Raw genomic sequence first — 19,717 nt, forward strand, 5'->3', positions numbered from 1 at the left:
CTTTTTCTATTACTGCCAAATTCTGATGGGTATCTCGTGAGTCGAACACGGTACCAACGGATCGGGAGAAAAAATATCCAAACAGTAGCCGATGTTTACGTGGCTTAACAAGCAGTTGCCAGAGGTGTGTGAGTAAGTGTGTAAGCAAAGAAGCCTTACAACAAAAAAACTTTTTACCCTCGCCTGTTTTGCTTGTTACAAGCAAGTGTCGCACGTAAAATGACCGCCTACACATTAGCATAAGTGAGTACATCAATGGAAAAAGCAGTAAGCAAAGAAGCAATCAGCGTTCGATACATTTATTCAGCCTGCGTAATAACAACAACACCTGACTTATCCATTCTTCACGATCCCTGGTTTACAGAAGGCATTTACGATGGAAGCTGGTTTCACTTCCCAAAGATCGAAAATCCGCTTGAAAGTATTGGCGATGTAGATTTCATCTACGTATCGCATATACATCCTGACCACTACGACAGTGATTTTTTGAAAAAATATTTCGAAAAATATGGCGTAAAAAAGGTATTGATAGCAAATCACCTACCAAATCATCTCGCAGGAAAAATGCGAGCAGATGGGATAGAGCCGACAATATTGACGGAAAAACTGACAATAGGTAAAACCACCGTAGAAATCATTCCTCAGAAAACAGGAAGTATTTCTGACATTGATTCAGCGATAATCGTTAAATATCAGGCGACCAACGACAAAAAACATTGCGTGGTAAATGCCAATGATATTATTTTTGACGAGGAAATGCGCAGCCAGTTGAAATCCGTAGCCAATGAAGTTGATATTTTGCTTTGCGGCTATACAGGTGCAGGCCCCTATCCCCAAACCTACTTTGACACGTCAAACGATAAGCTTTTGGCTGAAGCCAACAATAAAAAACTGGCTTTTTTTGAGCGATACAAAACTCTCGTAAAAACAATAAACGCCAAAGTCAACATTCCATTTGCCGGAAAATATATTTTGGGCGGAAAACTTGTTGGTCTGAATGATTTCAGAGGTGTTGCCGATCCCGTTGAAGTCCTGGAGTTTGATGAAAAAGCTGTTGTGCTTGCCGATAACGGCGGTGAAATCGATACGGACAATCTCAATCCAAGCCGCATCAGGAAAGAAAAATACGATGAGCGTGAAAAAATAAAACGTATTCAAGAAATACAAACAATGCGAATGGATTACGAACGTCTGATTGCAAAAGAAGAAATAGAACAACTTCCACTGAAACGTCTGCTTTTTCCCGCAAGTCGCAACGCGGTAAGCAAGTCTGAATGCGATGAAAACTATTATTTTTGCATACGACTGCCTAACGAACAAGTTGCCGTAATAAACGCCAATAAAAATGAACCTAAATTTTTAACATTTTTTGACAAGTCCGCTGCACTGCCAACGCCACATAGTGAAATCATTATTGATCCAAGATATTTATTTGGTTTATTGACTAATGTTTATCATTGGAACAATGCTGAAGTCGGCTCTCAGTACGATACTCGCAGGGTACCAAACAGCTTAAACAGAAAAGCGCAAGCATTCCTGAACTACCTGGCCATCTAATCAAACCAGTTCAGCAGCCGCTTTAAGCATAGCAGGACGCAAGTCAATGTAGCGTTGTATAGCCGCCATATTGCTGTGTCCTGCCAATACCACAGCACACGCACTCCAACGCCACGTCCTGCGAAGTTTGCAAGCCCCCCGCTGTTAATTAGGAGAAGAGGGATCCAAGTCTGCCATTCAGACAAAGCCACTAGCACCCTAAATGTCAAGACCCGCCTGGTTATAAACACGTTTAACAAATAATTCTGGCTTTTTTGCCTGCCATTTCTTCATGGCCTGAATCGGCGTTTCGTTGTTGAGAGCACGCTGTGGGATGTTGTGGTTATAGATTTTCAGGTAATTGCGCAGTGTTGATTCGAGCTCGTCCCTGGACGCGAAGCGGGTCTGGTTGACGACCTCGCTGATGCGGCCGTTGAAGCGTTCCACCATACCGTTGGTCTGCGGATGGCGTGGCGGGATCAGGCGATGTTCGATCGCCAGTTGCTGGCATAGCATGTCAAACGCGTGCTTGCCGCTGGGAATCCGGTCGCCCGTTTCCGGGTCTTTTTTCCTGCTGCTAAAGCGGTCGGTGAACTGGCTGCCATTGTCGGTGAGCAGCTTGACGATGGCGATCGGACAGGCTTTGTTGAGCTTGATCAGGAAGTCGGTGCTACTACTGTCGGACTGGTCGGCATAGATCTCCATGAAGACCCAGCGCGTGGCGCGGTCGATGGCGACGAACAGGTAACGGCGTGCGGTTTCGTCAGGCATCTGCGGCAAGTACTTGATATCCATATGTAAAAAGCCTGGCTCGTAGTCCTTGAACGACTTTTTGGTGACGGGCTTATCGGTTTCCCGGGCGGCCAGTTCAAGCAGGCTGGAGACACCATGGCGACGCAGGCAGCGTCCCAGGGCGGCGCGCGAAAGCGCTGGATTGACGAACTCGCGGGCCACCGCCAGCAGGTCGTCGGTGGGCAGCAGCAGCGTGGTGCGCAGCTCCACGACGATCAATTCCTGCGCAGGCGTGAGCGTGGTGTGCATGGTACGTGGCCGGTGCGAAAGATCCTGGGCGCTGTCGCGGTTCTGCCACTTGCGGATCGTCAGACGACTGACGTTGTAGCGTTCAGCCAGTTCCCGTTGAGAGAGCGTCGATTTGCGGATTTCGTCACGGATCAGATGAGTGGTGCGGGCTTGGCTGTGAAGGGCTTGGCTCATGGCGCTGGTAGTTGGGTGGCAGGATTCAACAGTGTACTCAAAAGCAACCTGGCCCTGAAAAATGGCAGGCTGCGAGTTGGAATATGATCACCTATATCTAAACAGCTAGCTAATCCGAATGAAAAATCCTTGCGCTGACTGCCATACGCATAAAAAAATCCCCGGCAGTTACCCGCTGGGGATTTTTTTTGCTGCAAATTCTGGTGGGCCTCCCGTGAGTCGAACACGGCACCAACGGATTATGAGTCCGCTGCTCTAACCAAGCATGAGCTAGAGGCCCAAGGGGGACTGCGGCGTGGCGGCGCTGTTGATGCCCGCCTCGCACGGCCGTTTTGGAAACGGACACGCGAGGATAGGGGTATCAGGGGCGTACGTCAAGCCCTATTGGCTTCTAGTTGCCTTCCAAGAAGCTTTTCAGCTTGTCGGAGCGCGATGGGTGGCGCAGCTTGCGCAGCGCCTTGGCTTCGATCTGGCGGATGCGCTCGCGCGTCACGTCAAATTGCTTGCCTACTTCTTCCAAGGTGTGGTCGGTGGACATTTCGATGCCGAAACGCATGCGCAGCACTTTCGCTTCGCGTGGCGTCAGGGAATCGAGCACGTCCTTGACCACGCCCCGCATGGACGCGTGCAGCGCTGCGTCTGCCGGTGCCAGGGTGTTGTTGTCCTCGATGAAGTCGCCCAGGTGGGAGTCGTCGTCGTCGCCGATCGGCGTTTCCATCGAGATCGGTTCCTTGGCGATTTTCATGATCTTGCGGATCTTGTCCTCGGGCATTTCCATCTTGATCGCCAGGGTGGCCGGATCGGGTTCCGCGCCCGTTTCCTGCAGGATCTGACGCGAGATCCGGTTCATCTTGTTGATCGTCTCGATCATGTGCACGGGAATACGGATCGTGCGCGCCTGGTCGGCGATCGAGCGCGTGATGGCCTGGCGGATCCACCAGGTGGCATAGGTCGAGAACTTGTAGCCGCGGCGGTACTCGAACTTGTCGACGGCCTTCATCAAGCCGATATTGCCTTCCTGAATCAGATCGAGGAATTGCAGGCCGCGGTTCGTGTATTTCTTGGCGATCGAAATCACCAGGCGCAAGTTGGCCTCCGTCATTTCGCGCTTGGCCTTGCGCGCCTTCATTTCACCGGCCGCCATCTGGCGGTTGATGTTGCGCAAGTCCGGCAGCGGCAGCACAACCCGCGCCTGCAGGTCGATCAGGCGCTGCTGCAGTTCCTTGACGGTCGGAATGTTGCGGCCCAGGATGGCGCTGTACGCGTGCCCTGCGTTGACTTCGCCATCGACCCAGTCGAGGTTGGTTTCATTGCCGGGGAAGACCTTGATGAAGTGGGCGCGCGGCATGCCGCAGCGGTTCACGGCCACGTCGAGGATCTGCTTCTCGATATGGCGCACTTCATCGACCTGGCCGCGCAGGGTGTCGCACAGCTTTTCCACCACCTTGGCCGTGAAGCGGATGCCCAGCAACTCTTGCGAAATGGCGTCCTGCGCCTTGGCGTAGGGCTTGGAGTTGTAGCCTTCTTTCTCGAAAGCGCGGCGCATCTTGTCGAACTGCTGCGAAATGACGGCAAATTTTTCCAGCGCCGTGCGTTTCAGGGTTTCCAGCTGCTCGGCGGAGAAGCCGGCCGCGCCGGAAGCGTTCGCCTCTTCCTCTTCTTCGACTTCCTCTTCTTCCGCTTCGCCTTCTTCCTCGTCTTCTTCGACGGGAGCGGCCACGACAGGAGCGGCGGCGACCGGTTCGCTTTCATCGACGAGGCCGTCGACGATTTCGTCGATCTTGATCTCTTCGTTGGCGATGCGGTCGGCGGCGGCGATGATTTCGGCAATCGTCACGGGACAGGCCGAAATGGCCTGGATCATGTCTTTCAAGCCATCTTCGATGCGCTTGGCAATCTCGATCTCGCCTTCGCGCGTCAGCAGCTCGACCGAGCCCATTTCGCGCATGTACATGCGCACGGGGTCGGTGGTGCGGCCAAAGTCGGAATCGACGGTCGACAATGCGGCCTCGGCCGCCGCTTCCGCCTCGTCGTCGCTGGTGACGACGGCAACGTTATCGGACAGCAACAACGTTTCCGCATCGGGCGCGTGTTCGTAGACGGCGATGCCCATGTCATTGAAGGTACCGATGATGCCTTCGATGGCTTCCGGGTCGACGATGTTTTCAGGCAAGTGATCGTTGATTTCGGCGTAGGTCAGGAAACCGCGTTCCTTGCCGAATTTGATCAGTGTCTTGAGTTTCTGGCGCCGGCGCTCGAGTTCTTCCTCGCTCGCTTCCGTGTCGGACGAGAAGGCGTCTTTCAGCAGCGCGCGCTCCTTCGCCTTGCGGTCCTTGGCCTTGGCCTTGTCGACGGCCTTCAGTTCGGCCCGCTCGACGGCGTTCAGGGCGGCGACTTCATCATTTTCTGGCTGGAATTCTTTTGGCTTGCGACCGCGGCGGCCTGGTACTTTTACCGACGGCAAGACATAACCGGACGTATCGATGGCCGCCAGGGTGGCGGCGTCGGTGGTCTGGCTGACCACGGGCGCGCTGGTCACGCGCGCTTCTGGCCGGTCGAGCGCCTTTTCGGCTTTCGTGGTAACTTTGGTGGGCTTTGCAGCCGCTTTGGATTCGGGTTTCTTGATTGGCACAGGCGCTTTCGATTACACAACGACTTGCTTTACGGTGGATTAGGATAAAGTTTGCTGCCAGTTCCCTGTCTACCTGCGGGAACCACCATCTTCGAACCTGCCGACTACGCAAATCCGACACTGTTACGTTACTTACACCTCATCGGCCACGATCCGCGGGAAGCGCAGCAATTCCTGTCCACCGGCTGTTGCCAGCCGCCTCGGCAAAAATTCCTGCATCGACCGCGTTGGGAGCGAGAGCCTGGCGCGGCTTGCCAGCGTCTGCGAGCCTTGCCCGCAACGCCGAAAACGCCAGTTGGCCCTGGCTGCCGACACGATCCACCGCGCCGATCAAGAGCCTAACTTACTGAAAACAAATACTATTTACGAAACAGAACTAGCTTGCCAAAGCACACAATACTTAGCATTTAATTATAGCACGCGAAAAATGTTTTTCCAGTGCGCGCCATACCCTCAGGGCAAGATTAGCGATTCACCAACTCGGCATCGCGCTCACGCTCCAACTCGCCTTGCTCCTGCGTGATTTCGCGGTAGCGTACACCAATTTTCTCCGATGGCAAACCCGACGCAAACAATTGCTGCAATTCCGCCTTCAAGGCATTCAATTTGATCTCGCGGATGGTGCTCACCAGCCACGACAATTCGCTGTCGTAATCGGATTCCGTGCCGGCCGCGATCTCGCCGATGATCTCGTCGTATTCGCTGCCCAGCTCCTTCAATTGCTGCGCCAGCGCGGCAAAACTGCCGTGCTCACCCAGCGCCTGACCCACGGCCACCAGCTGCCCCAGGCTGTGGGCCGCATCCGGCCCCAGGTGCTGGAAAGCGGTGAGAGCCGCTTCGTCGATGCGCAGGCTCAGGGGCGGATGCGCCACCAGCATGCGCATGATCTTCAATTCCAGTCCCACGGGCACGGGGCGGCCCGATTTCGGCGGCGCGCGGCGCGCCACGGCAACGGGTTTCGCCAGCTCGAACAGGGCTTCGATCTCGGCCGGCGTGGACTGCGTCAGCTGCGCCAGCCCACGCACGATCTGCAGGCGCAGGGACGACGGCGCCATCAGCTGCAGCAGGGGCTTGGCGTCGAACTGCACGCGGGCACGCCCTTCCGGTTCCGACAGATCATGCTCGCCCGACACTTCTTTCAGCAAGAATTGCGACAACGGCATGGCTTCATGCACTTGCTGCTCAAAACCTTCGGCACCGAATTCGCGGATATAGCTGTCGGGATCGTGCTCGGACGGCAAGAACAGGAATTTGATGGTCTTGTTGTCCGACACATGGGCCAGGCTCGCTTCCAGCGCGCGGCGGGCGGCGCGGCGGCCGGCCTTGTCGCCGTCGAAGCTGAAAATCACGTTATCGGTCTGGCGCAGCAGCTTTTGCACGTGGGTGGGCGTGCACGCCGTGCCCAGCGTTGCCACTGCCTGCGGGAAACCCATCTGCGCCAGCGCCACCACGTCCATATAGCCCTCCGTCACCAGCACATAGCCGGCATCGCGGATGGCCTGGCGCGCCTCGAACAGCCCATATAGTTCGAAACCCTTGGAAAACAAGGGGGTTTCCGGCGAGTTCAGGTATTTCGGTTCACCATGGTCGAGCACGCGCCCGCCAAAGGCGATGACCTGGCCTTTGGTATTGCGAATCGGAAACATGATGCGCTCGCGGAAACGATCGTAGCGCTTGCGGTTATTGCCCTCTTCATCGACCTTGTCGATCACGAGACCGGCCTCGGCCAGGGCAGTCACGTCGTAATCGGGGAAGACGGAACGTAAATTATCCCAGCCGCCGGGCGCAAAACCCATACCGAAGCGAGCGGCCACTTCGCCCGTCAAGCCCCGGTTCTTCAGGTAGGCGATGGCTTCCGGCGCGTGGCGCAATTGACCGCGGTAGTAATCGCAGGCCTGCGTCATGGCGTCGGACAGGGCCATGCTTTGCGCCTGGATCTGCGCGCGCTGGGCCGGCGGGATCTTGTCATCCGCTTCCGGCACGACCATGCCCACGTTCTGCGCCAGGTCCTTGACGGCGTCGACAAAGCCCATGCCCGAGTATTCGATCAGGAAGCCGATCGAGGTGCCATGCGCGCCACAGCCGAAGCAGTGGTAGAACTGCTTGGTGGGGCTGACGGTAAAGCTGGGCGATTTTTCACTGTGAAACGGGCACAAGCCCATGAAATTGGCGCCACCTTTTTTCAGTTGCACATAGCGGCCCACGACATCGACGATATCGACGCGGTTGAGCAAATCGGAAATGAAGGATTGAGGTATCACTGGCTAGGGCGGGTCTTGTTATAGGTCAGACTATACTACCGCACGTGGCCTGAGGTTGAGCCAGGTCAACGTGTGGGCGATTTGAGCGGCTGCCAGCATGGGCCGGCAGCCGGTTACTACTATTGTATGCTTACGCTGCCGGCGTCAGGGCTTTCTTGACCAGGGCGGACACCACCGTCATGTCGGCGCGACCAGCCAGCTTCGGCTTGACGATGGCCATGACCTTGCCCATGTCTTGCGGACCGGCGGCGCCCGAGGCGGCCACGGCGGCAGCCACTTCAGCCGCCACTTCTTCATCCGACAGGCCGGCAGGCATGTAGCCCGCCAGGTGCACCAGCTCGGCTTTTTCGATGTCGGCCAGGTCGGCACGGCCACCCGCTTCGAACTGGGTGATCGAATCCTTGCGCTGCTTGATCATCTTTTCCACGATGGCCGTCACGTGGGCATCCGTCAATTCGATGCGCTCGTCGACTTCCTTGCGCTTGATTTCCGCCAGCAACAGGCGAATCGTGCCCAGCTTGCCCGCTTCCTTGGCGCGCATGGCGTTTTTCATGTCTTCGGTAATTTGTTCTTTCAAGCTCATGGCAATCCTCGTTGGTCAGTATGGGAACGGTGCTCGTGCGCGGCCAGAAACAAGTACGGGCCACAAAAGCGAAAACCCGCTGCGGCGAACCGGAGCGGGTATGCGACTCATCTGAAGTATCACTCCAGGCGAATCAAAACAAAACCCGTGGCGAACAATGCGCCGAACTACCCGGGTTGGTTCTGACTGAACAGTCTTAGAATAATTTTTTCGGCAGTTGTTGGCTGCGGATGCGTTTGTAATGACGCTTTACAGCAGCTGCCAGCTTGCGCTTGCGCTCAGCTGTTGGCTTTTCGTAGAATTCGCGTGCGCGCAATTCGGTCAGCAGACCCGTTTTTTCGATGGTGCGTTTGAAGCGACGCATTGCGACTTCGAACGGCTCGTTTTCTTTAAGGCGAATAGTGGTCATGTAAAATTCAAACCGTTGAGGTGGTGTATAGGAAGAGATAGATAGTAGCAGCTTTTATTCGGAAAGGGAAGCCCCGCCCCCACTTGCGTGCGGCTTGTCGCCTGAGATTGCCGCCCGGTTGTGGCGTAAACCACGCATCCGGACGGCAGCATCGCTTAAACGGCCATCTTGCGGCGGCGCGCCATGAAACCCAGCAAACCCAGGCCAGCCAGCAGCATGGCATACGTACCGGGTTCCGGCACGGCGCTGACATTCATGCTGACGCCGTCCAGGAAAGCCGAGGTATCGCGGGCATTGCCCGGATTGGTGCCGGCAAAGCTCAAGGTATGGCTGCCTGCGCCGATATTGAGCGCATTCACATTGAAGCTGGTCCAGCCCGTGTTGCTCACGCCATACTGGCCCAGCTGCGTGCCGTCCAGGCTGACCGTCACGGACTGGCCCTGGTCGTAACCAGGGCGCAGCGCCAGGTTGAAGGCGAAGGTGTAATTGGCCGCGCCCGCGCTGACGAAGCTTTGCGAGACCGATGCCGTGTTTTGCAGGAACGCAAAGGCGTTGCCTTCCTTCGCCACGCCATTCCAGGCCGTGTAGCTGGCCGACACGCCGGCGCCACCGGTGAAACTCCAGCCCGGCGCCACGTCGCCATAGAGATAGCCCCCACCGACGGTATTGTTTTCAAAACCGCCATTGCTCAGCACGGGCGTGCTGGCAAAGGCGCTGGTGCTGAGCAAGGCAACTGCGGCGGCGGCGATCAGGCGTTTCATGGTGACTCCAGGGTAATGTTTATTTAATTGCCATCAGACACAGAAAATGTCTGGAAGTCAATTTACATGCCAAGTATTCAACACCGTTTCATTGAAGTCAAGAAAATTATCACCTGCGGTCACAAACTGCGGCCACGCAACAACCAAGTATTACTGTAAGGCAATTCCTGCCGCCACGCCCGAGGCCCAGGCCCACTGGAAGTTGTAGCCGCCCAGCCAGCCCGTCACGTCGACCGCTTCGCCGATGAAATACAGGCCCGGCACCTTGTTGGCCATCATGGTCTGCTGCGACAACTCGCGCGTATCGATGCCGCCCCGTGTCACTTCGGCCTTGCGGTAGCCTTCGGAGCCGTTCGGCACGATGGACCAGGCATTGATGGCCTGCCCCAGCTTGCGCAACTGGGCGTCGGGCATGTCGGCGATGCGCGCATCCGGCGCCAGGCCGTTGACGGCAAGCAAGCAGTCAGCCAGGCGCTGTGGCAGCCATTGCGCGACGATATTGCCCAACTGCTTCTTCAAGGTGCCCTTGCCTTCGATCAAGGTCTGCGCCACGTCCACTTCCGGCAACAGGTTGATGACGATGGGCTCGCCCGGCAGCCAGTAGCTGGAAATTTGCAAAATCGCCGGACCGGACAGGCCGCGATGGGTAAACAGCAAATCTTCGCGGAAACGCGCACCCGTCGCCTTGCGGCCTTTCAGGCTGCCCGTTTCCACATCCACTTCCAGGGCGATGCCGGACAGTTCCGCGAACGGCGCCCAGCTGTCCGCATCGAACGTCAGCGGCACCAGGGCCGGACGCGGCTCGACCATCGTCAGATCGAATTGCTTGGCGATGCGATAGGCAAAATCCGTGGCGCCGATCTTCGGGATCGACAAGCCGCCCGTGGCGATGACGATGCTGGCCGTCTCGATATCGCCGCCATCGGTCTGCAGCACGAAGCCACCATCAGCTTGCTGGACAACATTGTCGATCTTGCACGGCATGCGCCAGTGCACGCCGCCAGCGGCGCACTCGTCCTTGAGCATGTCGATGATCTGCTCGGCCGATTCATTGCAGAATTGCTGGCCCTTGTGCTTCTCGTGGTAGCCGATCCGGTATTTTTTCACCAGCGCGAGGAAATCCTGCGGCGTGTAGCGCGACAGCGCGCTTTTGCAGAAATGCGGATTTTCCGAGAGGAAATTTTGCGGGGTGGCGTTAATATTGGTGAAATTACACCGTCCACCACCCGAGATGCGGATCTTTTCGGCCAGCTTGGCCGCGTGATCGATCAACACCACGCGCTTGCCTTGCTGGGCGGCAACAGCCGCACACATCATGCCGGCCGCGCCCGCGCCGATCACTGCCACATCAAATTGTTTTGCCATAAGAATTCCGGTCACCGCTGATTACAAAGACGCCATTGTAAACTGCGGCGACGCGGCTAGCGCGGCCGTGCAGCAATCTGCCGCGATGTCATCAGGCATTGCTCCACTTGCCCGGCGATCGACGGCGGCACGGGCACCTCGCCGCGCAGCACGGCGGCGATCCAGGCGGCCGTGGTGGCCGCATCGCGCTCGGCGGGCAAATGCGGCAACTCGTCCACCAGCAACTGTTTTTCCACCAGCACCGTGCGTTCGCTGCCGTGAAACCAGTCGATCTGCTGCGCCTTGTTGGCGTTGGCCACCGTCTCGCCCTCCGTGCCGCGCATCAGGAAAGCGTCGCCGCGCGCGGGTTCAGAGGCGGTCAGGAAATATTCGCCGAGCATTTCCAGGTATTCGGGATGCGTGTACGACACCAGGCGCAGGGCCGGCCCGGCGAACGGCTGCATGATCTTCACCAGGGTATGCGTGGAATTGCGCACGCCCAGCACGCGCCGCAGCGACAGCATGTGTGCCAGGCGCGGCGCCAGTGAGGCGATGGGCAGGAAGGCGACTTGCCCGCGCGCCATGGCGGCCTCGGCTTGCGCATGGTCCGCCGAAGCGGGCACACCCAGCGCGGCCAGCACTTCGGCCGTCGTGATACGGCCCGGGTCGCTGGTGACGCCATGCACGAGCACGGGGGCGCCCGCGCGCGCCAGCAGCAGCGCCAGCAAGGCCGTCAGATTGGCCATCTTGCGCGCGCCGTTGTAGCTGGGAATGATGATCGGCGCAAATTCACCTGCCGGCGCGGCCAGGGGAACGAACGAGGCTTCGGCAGCGTCGAGGAAACCGGCGATCTCGTCCACCGACTCACCCTTGATGCGCATCGACAACAAAATGCCGCCCAGTTCCAGGTCCGACACGCGGCCCTCGAGCATGGCGCGGTACAGGGCGCGGGCGTCATCGCGCGTCATGCTGCGCGCGCCGTTCTTGCCGCGTCCTATTTCTTTGATGAAACGTGCAGCGGGGAATGGCTCACCGGCCACATCGGTATGGGGGATGGAAACAGTCGTCATGGCGCCAGCTTACACGGATTGGCGCCGATGCAACAGCCGGGCAAGCGGAAGCGCGGGTGTGGCGCCCCAGGAAGCGCAGCCTGCCACAATAACAACTCATCCGCTGCCATTTGGCGGCCAGCCACGCCGCCAGGCCGCATTTCCGCTACACTATTGCCTCTTAAAGAACGCAATAGCGAAAGCCGAGCCAGAATCATGAATACGCCAGACATCGAAAATATCAACGTCACTTCCTTCGCGCCCATGCCAACACCGGCCGATCTGCACGCCAAACTGCCGCTGTCGGAGAGCGCCTTCGACACCGTCAGCCGCGGCCGCGAAGCGCTGCGCAACATCATCGACCGCAAGGACCAGCGCCTGTTCGTCGTCGTCGGTCCGTGCTCGATCCACGACCCCGTCGCCGGCCTCGATTACGCGCGCCGCCTGAAAGCGCTGCAAGAGGAAGTCAAGGACACGATGCTGCTGGTGATGCGCGTGTATTTCGAAAAACCGCGTACCACCACGGGCTGGAAGGGCTATATCAACGACCCGTACATGGACGATTCGTTCAAGGTCAACGAAGGCATGGAAAAGGCGCGCCAGTTCCTGCTCGACGTGTGCGAACTGGGCATGCCTACCGCCACCGAAGCACTGGACCCCATCTCGCCGCAATACCTGGGCGACCTGATCGCCTGGACCGCCATCGGCGCGCGCACCACCGAATCGCAGACGCACCGTGAAATGTCGTCCGGCCTGTCGACGCCAGTCGGCTTCAAGAACGGCACCGATGGCGACATCAGCATCGCGGTGAACGCGATCCTGTCGTCGGCGCACCCGCACTCCTTCCTGGGCATTAACGCCGAAGGCAATGTCGCCATCGTGCGCACGCGCGGCAACGCGTATGGCCACGTGGTGCTGCGCGGCGGCGACGGCCGCCCGAACTACGATTCGGTGTCGATCGCCATCGCCGAACAGGCGCTGGCCAAGGCCAAGCTGCCGGCCAACCTGGTGGTCGACTGCTCGCACGCGAACAGCTACAAAAAGCCGGAACTGCAACCGCTGGTAATGGCCGACGTGGTCAACCAGATCCGCCAGGGCAACCGCTCGCTGGTGGGCGTGATGATCGAATCGAACATCGTCAGCGGCAACCAGAAGATCCCGCAAGACCTGTCGCAACTGACCTACGGCTGCTCCGTCACCGACGGCTGCATCGACTGGGACACGACGGCCACCATGCTGCGCGATGCGCATGCGCACTTGCTCAATCGTCCGAAATAAACGGCCGGGGTCAGACCCCCTCTTGCGTTGGCGCTGAGCCTGCCGTTCGCGGCATTGAGGGTCTGACCCCATACACCTACGCCATCTGCACATGCGGCAGCACGGCGAACGATCCCGCCAGCGCCTGTTCGGCCTTGCTGGCCGGGATATTGAGTTCATTGACGTCCAGGTAGATGCGCCCGTCCATGATGCGCACGGCGTACATGCGCGCCATGCCCTGCACGGGTGCCACCAGGCGGCCCGAATCGAGCTCGATGATCCAGCTGTTCTTCGGCCCCATCAGATTTTTCTGCATCAGCACCCCGTGCGCCAGCGGGCCGCCCAGGCAAGGCACCGTGTCGAGCAGCGCGTACACCGTGTCGTCCACCGCGCGAAACAGCGCCACGCCCGGCAAATCCTGCCACCCCAGTCCCCGCTGCACCATGCGCGCGCCCGCCAGCGGCATGTCCTTCAGGCGGCAAATCATTTTCCATTGTTCCGGCATTGCTAGCTCCTTGAAAAAGGCACACGCTTGCCTAAGCAAGAGCGGTGCCAGTGCCGGCACAGGCGAAGAATGGGCAAAATACGCGGCAAAACGGCACCGCGCCGCACTGCGCAAGTGCACACTGCCGCCGAAATGGTGCGCCGGCCGCACGGTGTAGTGCCCGGCTTTCCTTTACAATGGCGGATTACTCCTCCCTATTTAGCACCTTCATGATTGTTCTTGGCGTCGAATCCTCCTGTGACGAAACCGGCCTGGCCTTGTACGACACGCAACGCGGCCTGCTGTCGCACGCCCTCTATTCGCAAGTCGCCATGCACGAGCAATATGGCGGCGTAGTGCCGGAACTGGCGTCGCGCGACCATATCCGCCGCGCCATCCCGCTGTTGGAAGAAACCTTGGCGAAGGCCGGCATCACCCTGCCCGAGATCGACGCCATCGCCTACACGCAAGGTCCGGGACTGGCCGGCGCGCTGCTGGTCGGTTCCTCCGTTGCCTGCAGCCTGGGCCTGGCCATCAACAAGCCGGTGCTGGGCATCCACCACCTGGAAGGCCATCTGCTGTCGCCATTGCTGGCGTCCGAGCCGCCGGAATTCCCCTTCATTGCGCTGCTGGTGTCGGGCGGCCACACGCAGCTGATGCGCGTCGATGGCGTGGGCCAGTACACCATGCTGGGCGAAACGCTCGATGATGCGGCCGGCGAGGCGTTCGACAAGTCGGCCAAGCTGCTGGGCCTCGGTTATCCGGGCGGTCCCGCCATTTCGCGCCTGGCCGAATTCGGCGACCCGCTGGCCTACAAGCTGCCGCGCCCGATGCTGCACTCGAAGGATTTCAACTTCAGCTTTTCCGGCCTGAAGACGGCCGTGCTGACAGTGGTGAAGAACCATGAAGAAAAAGTCATCGCCAATATCTGCGAGCAGGACAAGGCGAATATCGCGCGCGGCTTCGTCGACGCCATCGTCGACGTGCTGACGGCCAAATGCGTGGCGGCCCTCAAGCACACGGGCTTGAAACGCCTGGTGATCGCCGGCGGCGTGGGCGCCAACGCGCAGCTGCGCGCTTCGCTCAACGCGGCCGCCACCAAGAAACGTTTCAAGGTGTATTACCCGGAGCTGGAATTCTGTACCGATAACGGCGCCATGATCGCCTTCGCCGGCGCCATGCGCCTGCAGATCAACCCGCAGGCCGCCAAGTACGATTACTCGTTCAATGTGCGCCCGCGCTGGCCGCTGGACGAAATCCGCGAAGTCTGATCACTCCAGCAGGAAGTTGCGCGAGCCCGCCAGGGCCGCGCCCTCTTCCACCGTTTCATCCTTCAAGTCCACGCCCGACAGCTGCCGGCTGAACGCCTGCGACAGCAGGTAGTGCAGCCGGTACGCGGCCGGCGCATACGCCAGGCCCTCGGGGCGCACGTTCGAAATGCAGTTGCGGCGCTCGTCCAGCAAGCCCACTTTTGGCGCCCACGTCAGGTACAGGCCCAGGCTGTCCGGGGAACTCAAGCCTGGCCGCTCGCCGATCAGCACCAGCACAGCCTTCGCCTGCAGCAATTGCCCCACCTCGTCGCCCACCGCCACCCGCCCCTGCGCCACGATGTGTACGGGCGACAGCGTCCAGGCCTCCAGCGCCAGCCGTGCGCGCAGGGCGGCCAGGAACGGCGCCGCGTGGCGCTGCACGGCCAGCGCCGACAGGCCATCGGCCGCCACCAGCGCCAGGTCGACTCCCGTAGCACCGGCCACCAGCCGCGCGCGTGAAACGTCGTCGAGCCGGCGCCCCAGGTCGGGCCGTTGCAGATACTCGGCGCGCGTGGCGGCCGCGCTGTGCAACTGCACGCTGGCTTGCTCTTGCGCAGCCAAGTCGCGTGCCAGGGCTTCGCCATCGAGCGCCATGTGCACGGCGTCGCGCGCCTGCGCGTGGGCCAGCTGGAACGCCAGCCGCGCACTGGTCGGCACGCTGACGCCGCGGCGCCCGAGAGCGATGCGCGCCGCCGTATGCGCGCGCAATGCCTGCCAAGGGGCTTTCCCGTCCATGCATCCTCCCTAGCCTTCCAGGCGCAGCAGGGCCGCCTGGAAGGCCGGCGCCAGCGCCGTGTGCAAAAGGCCCTGCGCATCGGTGATCCGCATGCGCGCCAGCCAGGCCGCGAATTCGGGCGCCGGACGCAGGCCCAGCACGCGGCGCGCATACAGGGCGTCGTGGAACGAGGTGCTCTGGTAACCGAGCATGATGTCGTCCGCGCCCGGCACGCCCATGATGAAATTGCAACCGGCCACGCCCAGCATGGTCAGCAAGGCATCCATGTCGTCCTGGTCCGCTTCCGCGTGGTTGGTGTAGCACACGTCGCAGCCCATGGGCAGGCCCAGCAGCTTGGCGCAGAAATGGTCTTCCAGCCCCGCGCGCATGATCTGCTTGCCGTCGTACAGGTACTCGGGGCCGATGAAACCCACCACCGAATTGACCAGCAGCGGCTGATATGCGCGCGCCACCGCATACGCGCGCGCTTCGCACGTTTGCTGGTCCATGCCGTGGTGCGCGCCGGCCGACAGGGCGCTGCCCTGCCCCGTCTCGAAATACATGACGTTGCTGCCCACCGTGCCGCGCCCCAGCGACAGGGCCGCCGCCTGCCCCTCGGCCAGCAGCGACAAGTCGATGCCGAAGCTGCGGTTGGCCGCCTGCGTGCCGGCCACCGACTGAAACACCAGGTCGACGGGCGCGCCGCGGCGTATCGCCTCCAGGGTATTGGTGATGTGCGTGAGCACGCAGGACTGGGTGGGTATTTGATACTGGTCGATGACGGCATCGAGCAGGTGCAGCAGCGAGACCACCTGCGCCACATTGTCGGTGGCGGGATTGATGCCAATCACGGCGTCGCCGCTGCCCAGCAGCAGACCGTCGAGCATCGACGCCGCAATCCCCGTGGCGTCGTCCGTCGGGTGGTTCGGTTGCAGCCGCGTGGACAAACGCCCTTCCAGGCCCAGGGTATTGCGAAAGGCCGTGACGACTTTACATTTCCTGGCCACCAGCACCAGGTCTTGCAGGCGCATGATTTTTGAGACGGCGGCTGCCATTTCCGGCGTGATGCCGGCGGCGACCTGGGACAGCGTTGGCGTATCCGTCGCGTCATCGAGCAGCCAGTCGCGAAAGTCGCCCACGCACAGGTGCGCGATGGGGGCAAACGCGGCGCGCTCATGGCTATCGATGATCAGGCGCGTGACTTCATCGTCTTCGTACGGCACCAGCGCCTCATTGAGGAACAGCGATAGCGGCACGTCCGCCAGCGCCAGCTGCGCCGCCACCCGCTCGCGCGCGCTCGATGCCGCCACACAAGCCAGCACGTCGCCCGAACGGGGCGGCGTGGCCTTGGCCAGCAGCTCCTTCAAGCTGGCGAACTGGTAAACATGGCTGTCTATCGTATGGTTGAAGCGGGACATAGATTGTGCTCCAAGGCATATCCAATGCCCCATTCTACGCCAGGCTACAAACTGCGCAGCGCGCCTTCCAGCTGCGGATAGCGGAAGACAAAGCCGTCGGCCAGCAGGCGGCGCGGTGCCACCCTTTGGCCTTCCACCAGCAAGTCGGCCTGCTCACCCAGCAAGGCGCGCATGACGAAGGCTGGCGTGGGCATGATGCTGGGGCGGTGCAGCACCGCGCCCGCCACCTGGGCGAAGCGGCGCTGCTCGATGGCTTCGGGCGCGCAGAAGTTATACGCGCCGCTCACCGCGCCCTGTTCGCTGCGGCGCGCCAGATGGGCGATGCCGCGGATGACGTCGCGCACGTGCACCCACGACACCCATTGCTTGCCGCTCCCGAGCGGGCCGCCCACGCCGAAGCGGATCGGCAGCAGCATCTGCGGCAGCGAACCCTGGTGGCCGAAGACGAGGCCAAAGCGCATGCAGCCCACCTGCACGCCAAATTTCTCCGCCTGGCGCGCGGCCGCTTCCCATTCCTGGCACAGCTGCGACATGAAGATGGCTTGCGGCGCGCTTTCCTCCGTCAATTCCGTCGCGTCGCCCTGCGGCTGCACGCCGTAATAGCCGATGGCCGATGCCGACAGCAGTACGCGCGGCTTGTGCTGCGCGCGGGCGATCCACGCCACCAGTTCCTGCGTCAGCGCCACGCGGCTGCGGCGCAAGGCCGCCTTGCGCGCGTCCGTCCAGCGCTTGCCGACGATGCGCGCGCCGGCCAGGTTGACCACCATGTCGATGCGCTGCGCATCCGATAATTCATCCAGCGACCGGATGCAGCGCACCCGGCCGTCAAAGGTCCACGCGGCCTGTTTCGGCTGGCGCGTCAGCACCGTCACCGCATGGCCATCGGCCAGCAAGGCGCTGACCAACTGCTGGCCGATGAAACCCGTGGCGCCCGTTACCAGCACGGACTGCGGTGTACTGGCAAACTGCAAATCCTCCGTCTCTTTTTCCTCCACCTCTTTGCGCCGGCCCAGTTGCCAGACCGCATACGCGTCGCGCAGGCCGGACAGGCCCACGCCCACGCCGCACAGTGCGAGGAAGACGCTGAGCCAGCCATACGGCTGCCACACGAGGGCTGTCGGCAGGTTCGCCCACTCGCTGCTGTTCAGGGCCAGCAGCGCGATGAAGGCGCCCGCGTTAATCGCCAGCACCGTGTGCGTGACGCGCTCCGTGGCGGGCAAGAGGCGGGTCTGGTCTTCCACGACGAAATCCCACAGGGTCAGCACGATTTCCACGCCAAACACGATCACCAGCACCCAGGCCCAGGCGCCATGCCACTCCCAGGCGGCCAGGCCGACGAACAGCAAGCTGTAGATCAACGCACGCGTGGCATGGATGGTCAATTCCAGGCGCGCCGAGGCCTTTTGCGGCAACGCTTCCGTGATTTCATGGTGGTAAATGGTGTCGAAGGCGCCCAGGCAGCCTTGCGCCGCCATCAGTTGCAGGGCCAGCAGATGCGTATTCATGGTGTCTCCTTGTGTAGGGCCGGCGCGGCGGATTCGCGGAACACGCCGACCTGGGTAAACGTGGTGCCGAACAGGGCGTGGCGGATCTCGATGCGGATGTTGAACTGCTGCGGCGTGTCGTTGCGGTGGCACAGATAGGTCTTGCCAGGCGTGAGCACGCCGGGCAGCGGCATCCGCCAGCCGAAAAGATCGAGAAAATAGCCGTCGCTGGTGAAGTGCAGATTGCCATCCTCGACGTGCAGCACGAGCTTCATGCCCAGGCCCATGCCCACGTATTCGAGCACTTCGCCTTTTGCGCTTTCGGCCATGTAGGAGGTGAAGCGGATCGGCGCGCGCCCGTGCAGGCGGTAGGTGCGCTGCTTGAAGATGAAGGGGCAAGCGGGGCGCGAATAGACTTCGATATCCACGGGGAAATCGTGGTCATCGTACGGAATCAGGGCGCCGTCGATGAAGGGGCGCGTGAGCCAGCCCAGCACCTTGCCCAGGCGCGAACTGGTCAGCTCACTGAGCTCGCCCCGGTAGTACAGGGGCTGGCCCGGCGCGGGATTTTTCTCGAAGCGGCGACGGATGTCCGGGTGCAGCGTCAGCCACTGCTCGCCCATGACCTTCCTGAACAGCTCTCCTTCGGACGGGCCGTTCATGGTTTTTTACCTGGCTTGCCCGGCTTGTCGTCCGGGCTGAGGAACTTGGCCACCTTGCCGCCCATGGACAGCATGCGCTGCAGGGTGGCCGGCGGCAGGTTTTTATAGTCGCTGTAGGTGCTGCTGAGCATTTCCAGGAAGGCCAGCACCTCGCCCATGCGCGCCAGCGTTTCCGGCGGTATCGCCGCATCCTGCTCGCCCTCGATCGCGCATTCGCGCAGCACCGTCAGGGTGGGATCGATCTCGCGCCGCTTGCGCTCTTCCATGATGACGCGGAAGATTTCCCACACATCCTGCAGGGCGACAAAGTGGTCGCGCCGGTCCCCCATCACGTGCGTGATGCGCGCCAGGCCCCAGCTTTGCAATTCCTTCAGGCTGTTGCTGACATTCGAGCGGGCCACGTTCAGGCTGGCCGCGATGTCTTCCGCCGTCAAGGGTTCGTTGGCCAGGAACAGCAGCGCGTGGATCTGCGCCACGGTGCGGTTGACGCCCCAGCGGGTGCCCATCTCCCCCCAGTGGAGGATGTATTTCTGAGTAGTCGGGCTTAATTCCATGATTTCTCTTATTTCTGTCGTTACAGAAATGTAAGACGAAACA

General features: G+C 60.5%; 17 protein-coding genes and 1 tRNA gene. 3 read left to right on the forward strand and 15 right to left on the reverse strand.

Translation table 11 applies throughout. From position 1 onward, the window contains the following. Nucleotides 1-255: 255 nt before the first annotated feature. Complete coding sequence (locus O0882_RS04905) at nt 256-1,557, forward strand: MBL fold metallo-hydrolase (protein WP_289945798.1); 1,302 nt, start codon at nt 256-258, stop codon at nt 1,555-1,557. A 198-nt stretch (nt 1,558-1,755) separates the two neighbouring features. Here the strand turns inward: O0882_RS04905 and O0882_RS04910 are convergent, their stop codons facing one another. The 9 genes from O0882_RS04910 to ybiB all read right to left on the reverse strand — a co-directional run bounded on the left by O0882_RS04910 (nt 1,756) and on the right by ybiB (nt 11,811). Further along, nucleotides 1,756-2,751 (reverse strand): IS481 family transposase, encoded by a 996-nt coding sequence (locus O0882_RS04910; protein ID WP_289945800.1) that lies wholly within the window; start codon nt 2,749-2,751, stop codon nt 1,756-1,758. A gap of 201 nt (nt 2,752-2,952) precedes the next feature. Continuing rightward, nucleotides 2,953-3,031, reverse strand: a tRNA-Ile gene (locus tag O0882_RS04915). Between the two features lie 111 nt (nt 3,032-3,142). Further along, nucleotides 3,143-5,383 carry an RNA polymerase sigma factor RpoD gene (gene rpoD / locus O0882_RS04920; protein ID WP_141170612.1) on the reverse strand — a complete coding sequence of 747 codons (2,241 nt, stop codon included), beginning with the start codon at nt 5,381-5,383 and terminating at the stop codon, nt 3,143-3,145. Between the two features lie 464 nt (nt 5,384-5,847). Then, nucleotides 5,848-7,644, reverse strand: coding sequence for a DNA primase (dnaG, locus tag O0882_RS04925; protein WP_071075631.1), 1,797 nt, complete (start codon nt 7,642-7,644; stop codon nt 5,848-5,850). Between the two features lie 130 nt (nt 7,645-7,774). After that, nucleotides 7,775-8,227 carry a GatB/YqeY domain-containing protein gene (locus tag O0882_RS04930; protein ID WP_058049818.1) on the reverse strand — a complete coding sequence of 151 codons (453 nt, stop codon included), beginning with the start codon at nt 8,225-8,227 and terminating at the stop codon, nt 7,775-7,777. 196 nt (nt 8,228-8,423) lie between these two features. Then, nucleotides 8,424-8,636: a 30S ribosomal protein S21 gene (gene rpsU, locus O0882_RS04935; RefSeq protein WP_008451879.1), complete on the reverse strand. Its 213-nt coding sequence runs from the start codon at nt 8,634-8,636 to the stop codon at nt 8,424-8,426. Nucleotides 8,637-8,791: 155 nt separating this feature from the next. Then, nucleotides 8,792-9,397: an FxDxF family PEP-CTERM protein gene (locus O0882_RS04940; protein ID WP_289945802.1), complete on the reverse strand. Its 606-nt coding sequence runs from the start codon at nt 9,395-9,397 to the stop codon at nt 8,792-8,794. Between the two features lie 150 nt (nt 9,398-9,547). Next, on the reverse strand, nt 9,548-10,762 hold the full coding sequence (locus tag O0882_RS04945) for an NAD(P)/FAD-dependent oxidoreductase (protein WP_289945804.1): 1,215 nt from the start codon (nt 10,760-10,762) through the stop codon (nt 9,548-9,550). A 56-nt stretch (nt 10,763-10,818) separates the two neighbouring features. Then, the gene (ybiB, locus tag O0882_RS04950) at nt 10,819-11,811 is read right to left on the reverse strand and encodes a DNA-binding protein YbiB (RefSeq protein ID WP_289945806.1); all 993 of its coding nucleotides are present in this window, start codon (nt 11,809-11,811) and stop codon (nt 10,819-10,821) included. A gap of 195 nt (nt 11,812-12,006) precedes the next feature. On the opposite strand from ybiB, the gene O0882_RS04955 reads away from it, so the two are divergent. Further along, nucleotides 12,007-13,068 (forward strand): 3-deoxy-7-phosphoheptulonate synthase, encoded by a 1,062-nt coding sequence (locus O0882_RS04955; RefSeq protein WP_289945808.1) that lies wholly within the window; start codon nt 12,007-12,009, stop codon nt 13,066-13,068. A gap of 76 nt (nt 13,069-13,144) precedes the next feature. Here the strand turns inward: O0882_RS04955 and O0882_RS04960 are convergent, their stop codons facing one another. Then, nucleotides 13,145-13,552, reverse strand: a complete 408-nt coding sequence (locus O0882_RS04960; RefSeq protein ID WP_289945809.1) for a nitrite reductase (NAD(P)H) small subunit — start codon at nt 13,550-13,552, stop codon at nt 13,145-13,147. Between the two features lie 209 nt (nt 13,553-13,761). Here O0882_RS04960 and tsaD point away from each other — a divergent pair, with 209 nt between their 5' ends. Then, nucleotides 13,762-14,802, forward strand: a complete 1,041-nt coding sequence (gene tsaD / locus O0882_RS04965; protein ID WP_289945811.1) for a tRNA (adenosine(37)-N6)-threonylcarbamoyltransferase complex transferase subunit TsaD — start codon at nt 13,762-13,764, stop codon at nt 14,800-14,802. Here the strand turns inward: tsaD and eutC are convergent, their stop codons facing one another. The 5 genes from eutC to O0882_RS04990 are packed head-to-tail and all read right to left on the reverse strand — an operon-like array spanning nt 14,803 to nt 19,674. Further along, nucleotides 14,803-15,576 carry an ethanolamine ammonia-lyase subunit EutC gene (eutC, locus tag O0882_RS04970; RefSeq protein ID WP_289945812.1) on the reverse strand — a complete coding sequence of 258 codons (774 nt, stop codon included), beginning with the start codon at nt 15,574-15,576 and terminating at the stop codon, nt 14,803-14,805. 9 nt (nt 15,577-15,585) lie between these two features. Beyond that, nucleotides 15,586-16,974 (reverse strand): ethanolamine ammonia-lyase subunit EutB, encoded by a 1,389-nt coding sequence (locus O0882_RS04975; protein ID WP_289945813.1) that lies wholly within the window; start codon nt 16,972-16,974, stop codon nt 15,586-15,588. Between the two features lie 44 nt (nt 16,975-17,018). Then, nucleotides 17,019-18,479: a TIGR01777 family oxidoreductase gene (locus O0882_RS04980; protein ID WP_289945814.1), complete on the reverse strand. Its 1,461-nt coding sequence runs from the start codon at nt 18,477-18,479 to the stop codon at nt 17,019-17,021. Next, nucleotides 18,476-19,120, reverse strand: coding sequence for a DUF4166 domain-containing protein (locus O0882_RS04985; RefSeq protein ID WP_289945815.1), 645 nt, complete (start codon nt 19,118-19,120; stop codon nt 18,476-18,478). The genes O0882_RS04980 and O0882_RS04985 overlap by 4 nt, the downstream gene beginning before the upstream one ends. After that, nucleotides 19,117-19,674, reverse strand: a complete 558-nt coding sequence (locus O0882_RS04990; RefSeq protein WP_096237725.1) for a GbsR/MarR family transcriptional regulator — start codon at nt 19,672-19,674, stop codon at nt 19,117-19,119. The genes O0882_RS04985 and O0882_RS04990 overlap by 4 nt, the downstream gene beginning before the upstream one ends. Between the last annotated feature and the right edge of the window lie 43 nt (nt 19,675-19,717).

The organism is Janthinobacterium sp. SUN073, from assembly GCF_030397665.1.
Taxonomy (GTDB): Bacteria; Pseudomonadota; Gammaproteobacteria; order Burkholderiales; family Burkholderiaceae_D; genus Janthinobacterium.

Coding starts and splice junctions, on each gene's coding strand:
- O0882_RS04930 (WP_058049818.1), bottom strand. CDS start 8,227: ATGAGCTTGAAAGAACAAATTACCGAAGACATGAAAAACGCCATGCGC.
- O0882_RS04905 (WP_289945798.1), top strand. CDS start 256: ATGGAAAAAGCAGTAAGCAAAGAAGCAATCAGCGTTCGATACATTTAT.
- ybiB (WP_289945806.1), bottom strand. CDS start 11,811: ATGACGACTGTTTCCATCCCCCATACCGATGTGGCCGGTGAGCCATTC.
- O0882_RS04985 (WP_289945815.1), bottom strand. CDS start 19,120: ATGAACGGCCCGTCCGAAGGAGAGCTGTTCAGGAAGGTCATGGGCGAG.
- O0882_RS04945 (WP_289945804.1), bottom strand. CDS start 10,762: ATGGCAAAACAATTTGATGTGGCAGTGATCGGCGCGGGCGCGGCCGGC.
- O0882_RS04960 (WP_289945809.1), bottom strand. CDS start 13,552: ATGCCGGAACAATGGAAAATGATTTGCCGCCTGAAGGACATGCCGCTG.
- O0882_RS04975 (WP_289945813.1), bottom strand. CDS start 16,974: ATGTCCCGCTTCAACCATACGATAGACAGCCATGTTTACCAGTTCGCC.
- O0882_RS04910 (WP_289945800.1), bottom strand. CDS start 2,751: ATGAGCCAAGCCCTTCACAGCCAAGCCCGCACCACTCATCTGATCCGT.
- O0882_RS04980 (WP_289945814.1), bottom strand. CDS start 18,479: ATGAATACGCATCTGCTGGCCCTGCAACTGATGGCGGCGCAAGGCTGC.
- rpsU (WP_008451879.1), bottom strand. CDS start 8,636: ATGACCACTATTCGCCTTAAAGAAAACGAGCCGTTCGAAGTCGCAATG.
- O0882_RS04990 (WP_096237725.1), bottom strand. CDS start 19,674: ATGGAATTAAGCCCGACTACTCAGAAATACATCCTCCACTGGGGGGAG.
- O0882_RS04955 (WP_289945808.1), top strand. CDS start 12,007: ATGAATACGCCAGACATCGAAAATATCAACGTCACTTCCTTCGCGCCC.
- tsaD (WP_289945811.1), top strand. CDS start 13,762: ATGATTGTTCTTGGCGTCGAATCCTCCTGTGACGAAACCGGCCTGGCC.
- eutC (WP_289945812.1), bottom strand. CDS start 15,576: ATGGACGGGAAAGCCCCTTGGCAGGCATTGCGCGCGCATACGGCGGCG.
- O0882_RS04940 (WP_289945802.1), bottom strand. CDS start 9,397: ATGAAACGCCTGATCGCCGCCGCCGCAGTTGCCTTGCTCAGCACCAGC.